The sequence below is a fragment of the Aeromicrobium sp. SP1 genome (assembly GCF_055663785.1).
The window spans coordinates 2762935-2778091 of the sequence record NZ_JBQVVK010000001.1; the positions used below are offsets into that span (position 1 = coordinate 2762935).

10 protein-coding genes and 2 tRNA genes are annotated in these 15157 nt (G+C 66.8%); 3 read left to right on the forward strand and 9 right to left on the reverse strand.

Annotated elements, in window-relative coordinates:
* Positions 1-112: 112 nt before the first annotated feature.
* Positions 113-1084, reverse strand: a complete 972-nt coding sequence (locus tag ACT26F_RS13555) for a DUF389 domain-containing protein (RefSeq protein WP_471671076.1) — start codon at positions 1082-1084, stop codon at positions 113-115.
* A 131-nt stretch (positions 1085-1215) separates the two neighbouring features.
* On the opposite strand from ACT26F_RS13555, the gene ACT26F_RS13560 reads away from it, so the two are divergent.
* Together ACT26F_RS13560 and ACT26F_RS13565 are read left to right on the forward strand one after the other, a co-directional pair.
* On the forward strand, positions 1216-1623 hold the full coding sequence (locus tag ACT26F_RS13560) for a (deoxy)nucleoside triphosphate pyrophosphohydrolase (RefSeq protein ID WP_471671077.1): 408 nt from the start codon (positions 1216-1218) through the stop codon (positions 1621-1623).
* Positions 1620-4520 (forward strand): DUF3427 domain-containing protein, encoded by a 2901-nt coding sequence (locus ACT26F_RS13565; protein ID WP_471671078.1) that lies wholly within the window; start codon positions 1620-1622, stop codon positions 4518-4520. Before ACT26F_RS13560 ends, ACT26F_RS13565 begins: the two co-directional genes overlap by 4 nt.
* Positions 4521-5429: 909 nt before the next feature.
* Here ACT26F_RS13565 and ACT26F_RS13570 read toward each other — a convergent pair.
* From ACT26F_RS13570 to gyrB, 6 genes are all read right to left on the reverse strand, one after another.
* Positions 5430-6098, reverse strand: coding sequence for a DUF6308 family protein (locus tag ACT26F_RS13570; RefSeq protein ID WP_471671079.1), 669 nt, complete (start codon positions 6096-6098; stop codon positions 5430-5432).
* A 589-nt stretch (positions 6099-6687) separates the two neighbouring features.
* A tRNA-Ala gene (locus ACT26F_RS13575) sits at positions 6688-6763 on the reverse strand.
* Positions 6764-6905: 142 nt separating this feature from the next.
* Positions 6906-6980, reverse strand: a tRNA-Ile gene (locus ACT26F_RS13580).
* A 57-nt stretch (positions 6981-7037) separates the two neighbouring features.
* Entirely contained in the window at positions 7038-7940 is a 903-nt protein-coding gene (locus tag ACT26F_RS13585) for a DUF3566 domain-containing protein (RefSeq protein WP_471671080.1), read from the reverse strand.
* Positions 7927-10488 carry a DNA gyrase subunit A gene (gyrA, locus tag ACT26F_RS13590; RefSeq protein ID WP_471671081.1) on the reverse strand — a complete coding sequence of 854 codons (2562 nt, stop codon included), beginning with the start codon at positions 10486-10488 and terminating at the stop codon, positions 7927-7929. The genes ACT26F_RS13585 and gyrA overlap by 14 nt, the downstream gene beginning before the upstream one ends.
* A gap of 51 nt (positions 10489-10539) precedes the next feature.
* Positions 10540-12549 (reverse strand): DNA topoisomerase (ATP-hydrolyzing) subunit B, encoded by a 2010-nt coding sequence (gene gyrB / locus ACT26F_RS13595; protein WP_471671082.1) that lies wholly within the window; start codon positions 12547-12549, stop codon positions 10540-10542.
* A gap of 197 nt (positions 12550-12746) precedes the next feature.
* Between gyrB and ACT26F_RS13600 the strand changes: the two genes are divergently transcribed.
* On the forward strand, positions 12747-13553 hold the full coding sequence (locus ACT26F_RS13600) for a phosphatase PAP2 family protein (RefSeq protein WP_471671083.1): 807 nt from the start codon (positions 12747-12749) through the stop codon (positions 13551-13553).
* Here ACT26F_RS13600 and ACT26F_RS13605 read toward each other — a convergent pair.
* Entirely contained in the window at positions 13544-14032 is a 489-nt protein-coding gene (locus tag ACT26F_RS13605; RefSeq protein WP_471671084.1) for a DciA family protein, read from the reverse strand. The two genes, ACT26F_RS13600 and ACT26F_RS13605, sit on opposite strands and share 10 nt — an antisense overlap.
* Positions 14025-15152, reverse strand: a complete 1128-nt coding sequence (recF, locus tag ACT26F_RS13610) for a DNA replication/repair protein RecF (protein ID WP_471671085.1) — start codon at positions 15150-15152, stop codon at positions 14025-14027. Before recF ends, ACT26F_RS13605 begins: the two co-directional genes overlap by 8 nt.
* Between the last annotated feature and the right edge of the window lie 5 nt (positions 15153-15157).

Consider the following 15157-nt stretch of genomic DNA (forward strand, 5'->3'; position numbering starts at 1 on the left):
GTTCGCGCGGCTCGGGGCGCTCGCGGGCAGCGGATGGACCAAATCACACCGATGTAGTTTGTCCACACGTTCGTCCCCAGGTGTGTACAACTCCGGCTCCGACCGGCTGGCCTCAGTCCGTTGGGGGACGGCTGCGGAAACGGGTCATGAGGCGGATGCGGCGGTGGGAGATGCGCGTCCAGACGACCTCCTGGATCGCGAGGGTGGCCCAGCCGGCGAGCGCCATCGCCGAGACGTTGAGGAGGAGCTGGAGGGTGCTCCCCCAGAACTCGTGGGGGATCCAGAAGGCGAGCCCGAGGGCGATGTTGGCCGCGGCGGGGATCGTCGTGACGGAGATGAACACGCCGGAGAGCCCGCCGATGCGCGCGGACGTGAGGGCCAGCACTCCCGCAGCCGCCGCGATGACGGCGACGATGAACGACCACTTGTCGGGCGTGTAGATGAATCCGGTGCCGGGCCGATCCGCGGTGATGTCGGCTTCCGTGACCCAACCCAGCATGCGTCCGACGAGCGCCGCCACCGTGGTGACCGAGATGCCGAGCGTGAATCCGAGTGCGAGGGTGCGCAACGCCTGACCCAGCAGCTGATATCTGCCGCGGACCAGCGCGACCCCGAGGGCGGCGATGGCTCCGAACTCGGGGCCGATCACCATCGCGCCGATGACGAGGATCTGCGAGTCGAGGATGATCGCGATGCCGGCGATGAGCGTGGCCAGGCTGATCAGGCTCATGAACGTCCAGTTGGCCTGGGAGTCCTCGTAGGCCTGCTGCGTGACCTCCGCCCACACGACCGTGTCGGCCCCGCTGCCGGGCGAGAGCCGTTCTGCCGCGAGCCCACGATGGGACATCCAGGCACGGACCTGCTCGATCTGGAGACTGCCCTCGCGCTGCACTCCCAGCGCGCGGAGGCTGTCGATCACGTCGTTCGCGGCCTCCCTCGCGACGCTGGCCAGCACGACGTCACCCTCCGGCCGGATCGACGCCCCGGGCAGGGAGGCGATCTCGCTCACCGCAGCGTCGGCTGCGAGAGCGTCGATCACCGCGGCAGTCAGGTTCGGGGGCGAGGTGATCCGCAGGTGCAGCATGCTCACATTGTGCGCGCCGGGCGGCCTGTTCGTGATGACCAGAAGCCCTGCCCTGGCCGCGGCCATCATCAAGAACACTGAGCTCGGCCGTGTGCGACCTCCGGACCCTCGTGACCTGGCAAGCTGTGCCCGTGGTCACCGCCAAGAGACAGATCAATGTCGTGGGTGCCGTCATCATCGACGACGGTGCGATCCTCTGCGCACAGCGTGGACCCGGGGGCGCGCTGGCCGGAATGTGGGAGTTCCCCGGGGGAAAGATCGAGACGGGAGAGTCGGCCCGCGAAGCGCTTCAGCGAGAAATCGTGGAGGAACTCGGGTGCCACGTCGCCGTCGGCGACAAGGTCACGACCACGGCCCACGAGTACGACTTCGGCGTCGTGACGCTCACGACCTTCTACTGCAACCTCGTCGAAGGGACACCGAAGCTGACCGAGCACGCCGAGGTGCGTTGGCTTGCGCCCTCTGAATTGACGACTCTCACCTGGGCGCCTGCCGATATCCCGGCCGTCGACAAGATCCGGACCGAACTGACTGTATGAGCACTGATTTCGGCTGGAGTAACCAGCTCGCTGGAGATGTCGAGTTCGGCTATCTCCGGGGCCATGTCACGTCTTCGCGGCGCTATCACCCCCAGATCGTCTTGAACACGGACGAAAACACCGTGCTCAGGACTCTGCGCGATGAGATCGCGCGATGTCACTCGTTCACCTTCTCGGTGGCGTTCGTCTCCCCTCGCGCGATTGCGCTACTGAAGCAGGAACTCGTGGAGTTCACGGGCACAGGCCAGATCGTGACTTCCGACTACCTCTCCTTCAACTCACCCGCTGCCTTTGCCGAGCTGCTGAATTTGAAGAGCCTCGGGATCGACGTACGCGTGCATTCGTCGAATGCGTTTCATCCCAAGGGCTACATCTTTCGGCATGAGCGCACCATCACCGCGATGGTCGGCAGTTCGAACCTGACCGAGAACGCCCTCGCCCGGAACACCGAGTGGAACCTCAAGGTCTCGGCTGCCGCCGAGAGCGACCTTGCTGCGCAGCTCACCCGGCTGACCCAGGACCAGGTCGCGGATTCGCTCCCCCTGACGCAGGAGTGGATCGACGCGTACGCGGTGGACTACGTCGCCCCCGTTCGCACCGGCCGAGGAGTGCGAGTCATTCACCGAGAGGCCGAGCCGGCCATTCCGGAGGTTGTGCCGGTGACCCCGAACGCGATGCAGAGTGAGGCGCTGAAGGCGCTCTCGCTCGTGCGAGTGGCGGGGGAACGACGTGCGGTGGTGATTTCGGCAACGGGGACCGGCAAGACGATTCTGTCGGCGCTCGACGTCCAGTCGGTCAACCCGAGACGGCTCTTGTTCCTCGTCCACCGCGAGCAGATCCTCGATCGGACGATCCAGGAGTATCGACGCGTCCTCGGCGGGCCGAGTGAGAATTTCGGCAAGCTTTCTGGAACGTCGAGGGACCTCGATGCGCGCTACCTCTTCGCCACCATTCAGAGCTTTTCTCGGCCCGAGACGCTCGCACGCTTCGCACCGGACGCGTTCGACTACGTCATTGTCGACGAAGCACATCGGGTGGGAGCCCATTCCTATCGCACGATCATCGATCGCATGGCCCCCGCCTTCCTGCTGGGGATGACTGCCACGCCAGAGCGCACGGACTCCTTCAATGTCTTCGAGGTGTTCGACTACAACGTGCCGTACGAGATTCGGCTGAAGCACGCACTGGAAGCCGACATGCTCAGTCCGTTCCACTACTACGGGATCGCCGATGCGACCTTCGACGACGGACAGACCGTTTCGACTGATTCCGACCTTTCGCGGTTGGTCACGCCTGAACGAGTCGACCACGTAGTCGGTGCACTGGAGACCTACGGCCAGGCGGGAGTGGAACCGCGTGGCTTGATCTTCTGCGCGCGCACCGAGGAGGCGCAATCGCTCTCGTTCGCACTCAACGCTCGCGATCTGCGCGGTCGACGATTGCGCACGGTGGCACTGACAGGCAAGAACAGCGTTGCCGAGCGCGAGGCCGCCGTGACTCAACTTGAATGCGGCGAACTGGACTACATTCTGTCGGTCGATGTCTTCAACGAGGGTGTCGATATTCCCGCGGTCAACCAGGTGGTGATGCTGCGGCAAACCCAGTCAGCGATCGTCTTCGTTCAGCAACTGGGTCGCGGTCTACGCAAAGCCCACGGCAAGGAATACCTCGTCGTCATCGACTTCATCGGCAACTACGCGAACAACTACCTGATCCCGATCGCGCTCTTCGGTGACAACTCGTTGAACAAGGAGTCCCTGCGCAAGAACCTGATCGCAGCTGAGGAGATCGGCGTCCTTCCTGGCCTCTCGAGCATTCGGTTCGATCGGGTGGCACACAAGCGGATTCTCGAGTCGATTTCGCAGACGAATCTGGACAGCATGCAGCAGCTCAAAGCTGCAGTTCTGGACATGTGCAACCGAGTGGGCGGGACCCCCAGCCTGTGGGACTTTCTGCGCTTTGAGTCGACCGACCCTGGAGTGTTGGCGACGAAGAAGGAGCACTTCCCCGCACTCTTGTCGTCGCTGCGGGTGGAAGACGCGCAGTTGACGACCGTCGAGAGCAAGCAGCTGCATCTCCTCTCACACGAGGTGCTCCCGGCGAAGCGGCTCCATGAGTTCGTGCTGATGCGTCGTCTGATCGCTGGGGAAGTGCTCACGCCGGAGTCTGCGGCGCACGCGCTCGCCGCGGCGGGCGTTCCCGCGACAACACGCCAGATCACGAGCGCCTTCAACACGCTGACCGTGACGGGATTCTCCCAACAAGGAATGGGCCGTTACAGCAATCCGGTTGCCCGCCGGACCGGAGACGGCGGAGTCATCGTGGATTCGGCGTTCGCGTCATCGATGGCACAAGGCGGTCGGTTTACCGAAGCGGTCAACGATCTCCTCAGGACCGGAGAACACCAGACGTTCAGCCGTTACGACCGGGACAGCCTGTTTACGCCCGGTCGTCAGTACACGCGCTCCGACGCGACCCGAATTCTTGGCTGGCCGCGCGCCAGCGCCTCCACGATCTACGGCTACAAGACCGACGTCGAATCTGGCGTGTGTGCCAACTTCATCACGCTCCACAAGTCCGACGACATCTCAGCAACCACCGCCTACGAGGACGAACTCCTCGATACGACGACCATGCGTTGGTTCACCCGAAGCCGCCGCACGTTGTCCAGCAAGGAAGTGGTTCCGATCGTCGAGAACACCGTCGACATGCACGTCTTTGTTCAGAAGGACAACGCGGACGACTTCTTTTACCTCGGCCTGGCGGACGCTGAGAGTGCCGAGGAGACGACGCTGCCGGGGCGGTCCGAGAGCATCGTCAAGATGATCCTGCGCTTTCGTGACCCGATTGATGCGGCGCTATTCGACTACTTCCATCCGCTGATCACCGCGTCATAGCCCGGGACCGCTCGGAGTTCGAGCCTTGCGCCTAGGTAAGTACCGGCGCCAATCGAGTGATGGAGCCTAGGGGACTCGAACCCCTAACCCCTGCTTGGCAAAGTGGGACGCCAGCATGCCGACACTGGAGGAAGTCTCACTTTCGCGGCTCAACGTCGTTTATTGAGGACTTGGCTGTGCGACTGCTCCCGCGGTCCCCCTATCGACGTCAGAGGTTCGACCGCTAGTCAACCACCTACGACGGAGACGAGAGTCCGCACGGGCAGCTGCGGGCATTCAGTGACGAGCCCTCGGCGACCGTCCGGTCACGTCCCTCCTAGCGGGGAACATGAACCGCTGGGGAGGCCGGAGACCACTACAAGCCGCCGCGTGAAATTTCGGCCGTGCGCCGAACTACACCAGCGATCACGCCATGCGTTGACCGGGTGGGCGTCGATGAGCCGGGCGTTGACCTTCGGCGGACACCCCATTTGCCGTTCAGTTCAACCGGGTTGGACGCAACACTCGTGCGTCTGTCGGTGGAGAGCGACACGATGTGCCTGTGGATGAGATTCCCTATGCATTGCAGGAGCAGTACGTGGCCGCCGTGTGGTCGGCAGCAGCCGAGCTCAGAGGTGCCAGCATCCGTTCAAGTTCGTACAATCTCCTGAACTTTGAAAGCATAGAAGTCGGACTTAGGGTGGCTCCGCAGAGCGCGGTGGAGTACGTGATGGTGCTCCCGGTCCCTCATTCACGGCTTGGTCGTCCTTGGGCCGATCCGGACGGATTCGATCCGAGAGAATGGGCGCGGAGTGTGATCGTGTGGGTGCAAATGCAGGTCGACCAGCGATTCCCCTCTTGGGCTGCGTACGACGTCGAAGACGCCCCATACCGGCGCGTCTTTATCGGAGGAGATGGCCTCCTCGAGGCCTAGGTGAGATGGGGGTGGGCCGACACCCCACAACCGGTCACCGCGTGCTCCCAGACCACGATGTCCAACACCCGCAACAACGACAAATGACGTCCGTCAGGCGCGGTGCGATCTGCGGCAAGCTCAGTCAGGAAGCTGCTGGAGGCACGTAGATCTGCTTGGAGCGCAAGCCAGTAGCGGCCTGGAGCACCAACACCAGCGGGACGCTTGCCAAAGTAGAAGCGGTAGAGCTCGCTGTCATAAATGGGTACCAAATCCGGTCGCTTGCGATGCAGGACCTTCGACACGTACACGGCCGTGATGCCCTTGATCGGCTCGGTGGCAATCATCGCGGCGCGGACGACGGACCAAGCCGCGTCCTTCCCGTCCAGGTCCAGATCGACGAAGCGCGCATCTCTCGTCCGCGAATCGGAGAGCACCCGACTCATGGCCCTGTAGAGCAGTTGGTGGGCGGTCGGCTCACCCTCCACAGGTGCGACCAGCGGCACGACCGTCTTGTAGTCGGTCCCCATCGACAGCAGCGCGGGTGCCAGCAAATCGAGCGGCGCCAACTGATCAGGGTCGCCGTAGTCACCGTCGTACGCGAGGAAAGCGCGGGTCCGACCCGACGTGTAGTGCTCGAGGTGCGTGTGTGCGCAGGATTTGAGTGAGGCAACGGTGGGCGGCATGGCTGGACCCTAGCCGCAGTGATCGTTCACCCGATTTCGAACACACCTCCTTCACTGCCGAAATCGGGGGCCACTCGCGGCCGCGTACTGGCCGTAAGAGGTGTGACTATGTCGCTGAAGAAGCTCGCGGCCGGTTCAGGACGGGCAAGGCCCAGGGCCGCTGGGTCGGCTCCGGGCTGGTCGGGATCGACGGCATCGGACGCCGGCGTGGTGATTGCCGAGCAAATCGGCTACCGATTCGGCGACGGGTGTTCATCCGGTGACCGGCACCGCACTAGGCCGAAAGTTCGGGAAGGGCCGGTGGCCGGATTTGATCTCACGCTCAGTCGCTCAAAGTCTGTGTCGACGATATGAGCGCTCACGCCGCCCGAGATCGCATGCAGGATCCAGAAGGCCCACGGAGCTGCCGTGCAGGTCACCCCCGCGTTCCGTGAGCCCATGAGGTCTTCACCCGTGAGGGCGCGGGCGGTGCCCTGAAGGTCGGCGTCAGGTTCGCCCACGTACCCCACCCGGCCGGGAAGCCGCCCGGGCGGGAGATAGACCGGAACTCTTCAGAAATGCACAAACCTAGGCTGACCTAGGGTTTCGGTGGTGGAGCCTAGGGGACTCGAACCCCTAACCCCCTGCTTGCAAAGCAGGTGCGCTACCAATTGCGCCAAGGCCCCTGGAGAGGGAGGTCAGACCGCGTCGCTGTGGCGAGCCCAGGCATCGGGCTGCTTGGCGGACTTGCGGCGGCTGGAGAACCAGACGGCGCCGGCGATCGCGGCCGTGAGGGCGATGATCTTCTTCATCGGGTTCCTCCTTCGGTGGGCCTAGATGGACTTGAACCATCGACCTCTTCCTTATCAGGGAAGCGCTCTAACCAAGCTGAGCTATAGGCCCCGGCAGCAGTCGCCAACTCTACAACACCGGGCGGCAGCCGAACCAATCGGGTGTGCGTCAGTTGCGCTCGCCGAAGGTCAGCTCGATGCCGCCGAGCAGACCTGCCGCGAGGTTGTACAGGTGGGCGCTGATCGTGGCCAGGGCGGTCATGAAGATGACGTTGAGGCTCGAGACCAGCAGCGTCAGGCCCACGACCCGGCTGAAGCCGAGGTAGTCGGTGACGTCGAAGCCGGCCGAGTCGTCCGCCAGGACGTTCGAGACGCTGTCGTTCAGCGCGCCCCACACGCCCGTGATCTGCATGACGGTCCAGAAGACGGCCACCGCGACGACGCTGACGATCATGAGCGCCACCGAGACGACGAACGCCATCTTCGTGACGGTCCACGGCTCGACGTGCTTGACCTTGAGCTTCGCCGAGCGGCCCGCGGCGGGGTCGGTCGCGACGGCGGGCTTCGCCTGCTTGGCGGGCTGCGCCTTGGCCACGGGCGCGGCCTTCTGCTCCGGCTGCGGGGTCGCCGGCGCGGGCGTCGGTGCCGTCGGCGTGGGTGCCGTCGGGGTCGGCGCAGGAGGCGGCGGTGCGACGGCCGGAGCCGTCACGGCAGCAGCAGCCGCGGCGGCCGCGGGCTTGGCACCCTTCGCCGGGGACTTCTTCGACACAGGAGCGGGCTTGGTCGGCTCGGGCTTCGCCGGCGCGGCCGACTTCGGCGCGCCGTCGGCGTCCACGGCCGACTGCAGTCGGGTGTCCTCGTCGACGGAGGTCTTCGGAGCCGGCTGGTCGTCACGCACCGCCGGGATCACCGCGGTCGAGTCCGGTTCCGCCTTCGTGGTGCGGGCGTACTCGTCCTTGCTGATCGGGCGGCGGGCCGTCACGGTCGGAGCCGTGCCATTGGCCTTGGCGCCCTTCGCCGCGGCGATGGCGTCCTTCTGGCCGCTGCGCTGCTGCTCGTCAGTCACTGTCATCCCCGCTCACGGTCGGCTGCTGCTCGTCAGGGGCCTCTTCCACGTCCTCACCATCGCTGACCGACACGTCGGTGTTGCGGGCGATCGTGACCACGCGGTCGTTCCCCTTGAACTTCACGAAACTCACCCCCATGGTGCCACGGCCCTTCACAGGAACGCCGGACACGAGGCTGCGAGTGATCTGGCCCGACTCCGTCACGCTGATGACGTCGTCGTCGTCGCGGAGCACCAGGCCCCCGACCAGTTCACCACGCGATTCGGTGATCTGCATGGCCTTGATGCCCAGGCCGCCGCGGCCCTGGAGGCGGTACTCGTCGATCTTGGTCTTCTTCGCGAAACCACCGTCTGTGACCGTGAAGACGTACAGCTGACGCGAGGCGTCCTCGCTGCCCTCCTCGTCGGCTCCGGCCCGGATGACGTTCATCGACAGCAGCGAGTCGTCGCCGCGGAACTTCATGCCCGTGACGCCGCCGGTGGCCCGACCCATCGGCCGGGTGTCGGTCGCGCGGAACCGGATCGACTGCGCCTTGCGGCTGATCAACAGGATGTCGTCGTCGTCCGAGACCAGCTCGGCACCGATCAGCTCGTCGTCCTCATGACGGAAGTTGATCGCGATGACGCCGGCCTGCCGCGGGCTGTTGTAGTCCGACAGTCGCGTCTTCTTGACCAGGCCCTGACGCGTCGCGAGGACGAGGTACGGCGCCTGCTCGTAGTCGCGGATCGCCAGCACCTGCGCGATCTGCTCATCGGGCTGGAACGCGAGCAGCCCGGCGACGTGGCCGCCGCGCGCATCTCGGCCGCCCTCGGGCAGGTGGTACGCCTTCGCCCGGTAGACCCGGCCTGCGGTCGTGAAGAACAGGATCCAGTGGTGCGCCGTCGTGGAGAACACGTGGTCCACGACGTCCTCGCCGCGCAACGACGCACCGCGCACGCCCTTGCCGCCGCGGTTCTGCACGCGGTACAGGTCGGACTTGGTGCGCTTGGCGTAGCCGCCCTTCGTGATCGTGACCACGAGCTCCTCATCGGGGATGAGGTCCTCGTCGGACAGGTCGCCGTCGGCCGCGATGATCTTCGACCGGCGGTCGTCGCCGTACTTGTCGACGATCACGGCGAGCTCCTCGCCAACGATCTCGCGCTGACGGACCTCGCTGGCCAGGATCGCCTTGTACTCGGCGATCTCGACCTCGATCTCGGCGAGCTCGTCGATGATCTTCTGACGCTCGAGGGCGGCCAGCCGGCGCAACTGCATGTCGAGGATCGCGCGCGCCTGCAGCTCGTCGATCTCGAGCAGAGCCTGCAGTCCCGCACTGGCCTCGTCGACCGTGGGGCTGCGGCGGATCAGCGCGATGACCTCGTCGAGCTGGTCGAGTGCCTTGGCCAGTCCGCGCAGGATGTGGGCGCGCTCCTCGGCCTTGCGCAGGCGGTACTCGGTCCGGCGCCGGATGACGTCGATCTGGTGGTGGATCCAGTGCGACACGAAGCCGTCGAGCGTCAGCGTGCGCGGCACGTCGTCGACGATCGCCAGCATGTTCGCGCTGAAGTTCGTCTGCAGGTCGGTGTGCTTGTAGAGGTTGTTCAGCACGACCCGCGCGACCGCGTCCCGGCGGACCTCGATGACGATGCGACGGCCGGCGCGGTCGCTCGACTCGTCGCGCAGGTCGCTGATGCCCTGCACGCGGCCCGTCTGGGCCAGCTCGGCGATCTTGCGCATGAGCGCATCGGGGTTGACCTGGTACGGCAACTCGGTCACGACGAGCTGCATGCGGCCCTTCGTGTCCTCCTCGATGTTGACCACCGCGCGCATCGGCACCGAGCCGCGGCCCGTGCGGTAGACGTCCTCGATGCCCTTCGTGCCGACGATCAGCCCGTGCGTCGGGAAGTCGGGGCCCTTGATCCGCTCGATCAGCGCCTCGAGCAGCTCCTCGCGCGACGCCTCGGGGTGCTCGAGCGCCCACTGCACGCCCGCGGCGACCTCGCGCAGGTTGTGCGGCGGGATGTTCGTGGCCATGCCGACCGCGATGCCGGCCGAGCCGTTGACGAGCAGGTTCGGGATGCGCGACGGCAGAACCGTCGGCTCCTGCGAGCGCCCGTCGTAGTTCGCCTTGAAGTCGACCGTCTCCTGGTCGATGTCGCGCACCATCTCCATCGCGATGGGATCGAGCTTGCACTCGGTGTACCGCATCGCGGCCGCGGGATCGTCGCCCGGGGAACCGAAGTTGCCCTGGCCCTGGATCATCGGCATCCGCATCGACCACGGCTGCGCCAGACGGACGAGGGTGTCGTAGATCGCGGTGTCGCCGTGCGGGTGGTACTGACCCATCACGTCACCGACGATGCGGCTGCACTTGCTGAAGCCGCGGTCGGGCCGGTAGCCGCCGTCGAACATCGCGTAGAGCACCCGGCGGTGCACGGGCTTGAGCCCGTCGCGCACGTCCGGCAGCGCGCGCGCCACGATGACGCTCATCGCGTAGTCGATGTACGAACGCTGCATCTCGTCCTGCAGTTCGACCGGTTCGATCCGGTCCCGTTCGGTGGGGGTCTCGGTCACTCTTCGATCCTTCGCTGAGTGTGGATGGGGGCAGGGCGTCTCGCGGCTCGACTAGATGTCGAGGAAGCGGACGTCCTTGGCGTTGCGCTGGATGAACGAGCGCCGCTGGTCGACGTCCTCGCCCATGAGAATCGTGAAGATCTCGTCGGCCTGCAGTGCGTCGGCCAGGGTGACCTGACGCAGGAGGCGGCCGTCGGGATCCATCGTGGTCTCCCACAGCTCGCTGGCGTTCATCTCGCCGAGACCCTTGTAGCGCTGGATCGGGGCTTCCTTCGGCAGCTTGCCGCCGGACGCCAGGCCCGACTCGACCAGCGCGTCGCGCTCGGAGTCGGAGTACGCCAGCTCGTGCGACCGGTTGGTCCACTTGATCTTGAACAGCGGCGGCTGGGCGAGGTACACGTGGCCGGCGTCGATGAGCGGCTTCATGAACCGGAACAGCAGCGTCAGCAGCAGCGTCGTGATGTGCTGGCCGTCCACGTCGGCGTCGGCCATCAGCACGATCTTGTGATAGCGCAGCTTGGCGACGTCGAAGTCCTCGTGGACGCCGGTGCCGAGCGCGCTGATGATCGCCTGGACCTCGGTGTTCTGCAGGATCTTGTCGATCCGGGCCTTCTCGACGTTGAGGATCTTGCCGCGCAGGGGCAGGATCGCCTGCGTCGCGGGATCGCGACCGTTGCGCGCCGAGCCGCCGGCCGAGTTGCCCTCGACGACGAAGATCTCGCACTCCTCCGGGTTGCGGCTGGAGCAGTCGATCAGCTTGCCCGGCAGGCCGCCACCGGAGCCGAAGCCCTTGCGGTTGCGGGCCAGGTCACGGGCCTTGCGCGCGGCGACGCGGGCCGCGGCGGCGTCGATCGACTTGCGGACGATGTTCTTGCCCTCGGCGGGGTTGCGCTCGAACCACGCACCGAGCTCGTCGTTGAGGACCTGCTGGACGAAGCCCTTCGCCTCGGTGTTGCCGAGCTTGGTCTTGGTCTGGCCCTCGAACTGCGGCTCGGCGAGCTTGACCGAGATGATCGCGGTCAGGCCCTCGCGGATGTCGTCGCCGGTGAGCCGGTCCTCCTTCTTCTTGACGAGATTGTTCGTCTCGGCGAAGCGGTTGACCGTCGTGGTGAGCGCGGCACGGAAGCCCTCTTCGTGCGTGCCGCCCTCGTGCGTGTTGATCGTGTTGGCGAAGGTGTGCACCGACTCGCTGAAGCTGTCGTTCCACTGCATCGCGAGTTCGAGCGACAGGCCGTTCGCGTCGTCCTCGCGCTCGAGGCTGATGACGTCCTTGTGGATCGGCGCCTTGCTGCCCACGTTGATGTGGTTGACGTAGTCGACCAGACCGCCGTCGTAGCGGAACGTGACCTCGCGCTCGACCTCGTCGACGACGCCCTCCTTGGGGTCGTCCTCCTCGGCGTGCCGCTCGTCGCGCAGCGTGATCTCGAGGCCCTTGTTCAGGAACGCCATCTCGCGGAAGCGCGTCTTGAGGGTGTCGTAGTCGTACGTCGTCGTCTCGAAGATGGTGTCCGAGGCGTAGAACGTCGTGGTGGTCCCGGTCTCGTCGGTCTCCTCGTGGCGCACGAGCTCGGCGTCGGGCACGCCGTAGGTGAACGACTGGGTCCAGCGGTAGCCGTCGCGCTTGATCTCGACGTACATCTTCGTCGACAGCGCGTTGACGACCGAGACGCCGACGCCGTGCAGACCGCCGGAGACCTTGTAGCCGCCACCGCCGAACTTGCCGCCGGCGTGCAGCGAGGTGAGCACGAGCGTGACGGCCGGGATCTTCTCGATCGGGTGCTCGTCGACGGGGATGCCGCGGCCGTCGTCGACGACCTTGACGCCGCCGTCGGGCTGCAGCACGACGAGGATGTTGGTGGCATATCCGGCGAGGGCCTCGTCGACCGAGTTGTCGACGACCTCGTACACGAGGTGGTGCAGGCCACGCTCGCCGGTCGAGCCGATGTACATGCCGGGCCGCTTGCGGACCGCCTCGAGTCCTTCCAGGACTTGGATGTTGCTTGCGTCGTATGTCGCGGGAGTCTCGGGCGCCTGGGTCACCAATCCAGTATACGGGCCCATTGTGTGCGTCCCACGATGCGACACCTCGTGTGGAGCGTGGGAAGTTCGTCCCCAGATGCCGTTGAACGGCGCCAGAAGGCCGCTGAGACGCGATGCGAGGGGGCCGACCATGGTCCTCATCGCCCGTGGGGCTGTTGGGGCGACCTCGGGCCCGCCTGTGTCCTCGTGGGCTCGGACCGGTCTGGCATCGTGGCGAGGTGAGCACGCAGGCAACCTCGGGCCGATCGGTCACGGCACCCGCCCTGGCCGTGGGCGCGCTGGCGTTCTCCGCCTTCGTGGCACTGGTCGACGTCGCACTCTGGTCGGCCTCCGGCCAGGCCGCGGACGACCGGGCGATGGCCACGGTCGTCGCCGGTCGCGAGGCGCAGCTGACCGTGTTGAGCATCCTCGGTCGCGTCGCGGTGGGGGCCGTCGCGGTCGTCGCCGTCGGCTGCCTCGTCATCGCCGTGGCGCACCGACGCGTGCGGGCCGCGCTCGCCGCGGTGCTGGTCTTCGTGGGCGCGAACCTCACGACGCAGGTGCTCAAGCACGGCGTGCTCGATCGACCCGATCACGGTCTGGGCGTGCACAACTCGATGCCCAGCGGTCACGTCACGATCGTCGCGGCGGCGGTGGCGGCCCTCATGATCATGGTTCCGCCGGCCGCCCGGGCCGCGGTCGCCGGCCTCGGCACCTTCGCGACGGGCCTGACCGGGCTGTCGACGATCGTCGCGGGGTGGCACCGCCCGGCGGACGTCGTCGCGGCGCTGCTCGTGTGCCTGGGCTGGTGCGCGGTCGGCGTGGTCTTCCACGGCGGCACGCGAGGCCGCTCCGACGCGGTCCTGCTCACGGCACTGAGCGGAGCAGTCACCGCGCTGTTCGGCATCGTGCTGATCGGGGTGCGACCGGTCTCCGGACTCGACGGATTCGTCGAGGCCTCGCTCGTCCTCGGTGCCGTCGCGCTCGCGTCGGCGGTCGTGATCTGGCTCATGGCCTGGCTCAGCCCGGCCGTGCCTCAGCCGTAGGTGTCGCGCGGACCGCGGCCCTTGATCGACCGGGGGCCCTTCTTCCAACTGGGTGCCTGCGGTCCCTTCACGTCGATCCGCAGCACCTGACCGTCGCCGAGCTCGTCGTTGAGCTTCGCGACGAGGCGCGGGGCGAGGAGCTTGATCTCCTTGGCCCAGGCCGTTGAGTCGGTGCGCAGATGCACGATGCCGTCCGCGAACTCCCGCACGTGACAGTGCTGCGCCACCTCGGGACCCACGATCGTGGCCCAGTCGGTGAACACGCGGGCCGCCGAGAGTCGATCGCTCCAGCCCTGGTCCGAAACCAGCTCGCCGAGCACGTCACCGAGGGCCACCGCGTCCTCGCGCCCGGGCCGACGGGCCTTCGGACGCTTGCGCACGGGTCGCTTCCGGCCGGTCGCGGCCGGCATACCGGTGCGGTAGGCGTCGGCGATCTCGCGGGCCAGCCGCAGGACGTCCTCGTCCGGGTCGTCAGACACGAGCCGTGACCTCGCCGGCGGCGACCGTGAAGGACCGGCCCACGAGCTCGGCCGGCACGTCACCCTCGACGGCGGCCGTGATGAGGACCTGCTCGGCCGAACCGACCCGCTTCGCGAGCCGCTGGCGGCGATCGCCGTCGAGCTCGGCGAACACGTCGTCGAGGATCAGGATCGGGTCGTCGCCGTCCTCGCGCAGCAGGGCGAACGCCGCCAGGCGCAGGGCGAGCGCAAGCGACCAGGACTCCCCGTGGCTCGCGTAGCCCTTCGCCGGCAGGTCGCCGATCGCGAGGACGACGTCGTCGCGGTGCGGTCCCACGAGGCTGATCCCGCGCTCGAGCTCCTCCCGGCGGCGGCGGCCGATCTCGTCCAGGAGTGCCTTCGCGAGGTCGTCGGGATCGCGCAACTGCTCGATCCCCTCGACGGAGGGCTTGTACGTCAGGGTGACGACCTGCCGATCGGCGGCCGCGCCCGCGGCGACGTCGCGGTAGGCCTCCGTGACGTGGGGACCCATCGCGTCGAGCAGGGCGAGCCGGGCCGCGACCAGCTGCCCGCCGGTGCGGGCCAGGTTCTCGTCCCAGATGTCGAGCGTCGAGATCTCGACGTTGCTGCGCCGGCCGGCCGTCTTCAACAGGGTGTTGCGCTGCTTGAGGACGCGCTCGAAGTCCGCCTTGACGCCCCCGAGCCGGGGCGTCTGCATCACGATGAGGTGGTCGAGGAAGCGCCGCCGGTCCGACGGGTCGCCCTTCACGAGCGCGAGGTCCTCGGGCGAGAACAGCACGGTGCGCACGATCCCCATGACGTCGCGCACCCGCGGCAGGGCGTTGCCGTTCACGCGGGCGCGATTGGACTTGCCCGGCGTGATCTCCAGCTCGACGAGCGCCGATCTGTCCTCCCGCTGCAGGCGGGCGCGCACGATCGCGTGGTCGGCGCCGGCGCGCACGAGGGGCGTGTCGGAGGACACCCGGTGCGAGTCGAGCGAGGCGAGGTAGTCGATCGCCTCGACCAGATTGGTCTTGCCCTGGCCGTTGGCGCCGATGAACGCGACCGGCCCCGGCGCGAGATCGACCTCAGCGGTGGCGTAGGACCGGAAGTCCGTCAGGTCCAGCCGGGTCACGTGCACGGGGC

Bases quoted from the DNA above. Each gene is read 5' to 3' on its own strand.
- ACT26F_RS13565 (WP_471671078.1), top strand. From the start codon at position 1,620: ATGAGCACTGATTTCGGCTGGAGTAACCAGCTCGCTGGAGATGTCGAG.
- ACT26F_RS13570 (WP_471671079.1), bottom strand. From the start codon at position 6,098: ATGCCGCCCACCGTTGCCTCACTCAAATCCTGCGCACACACGCACCTC.
- gyrB (WP_471671082.1), bottom strand. From the start codon at position 12,549: ATGGGCCCGTATACTGGATTGGTGACCCAGGCGCCCGAGACTCCCGCG.
- ACT26F_RS13555 (WP_471671076.1), bottom strand. From the start codon at position 1,084: ATGCTGCACCTGCGGATCACCTCGCCCCCGAACCTGACTGCCGCGGTG.
- ACT26F_RS13585 (WP_471671080.1), bottom strand. From the start codon at position 7,940: ATGACAGTGACTGACGAGCAGCAGCGCAGCGGCCAGAAGGACGCCATC.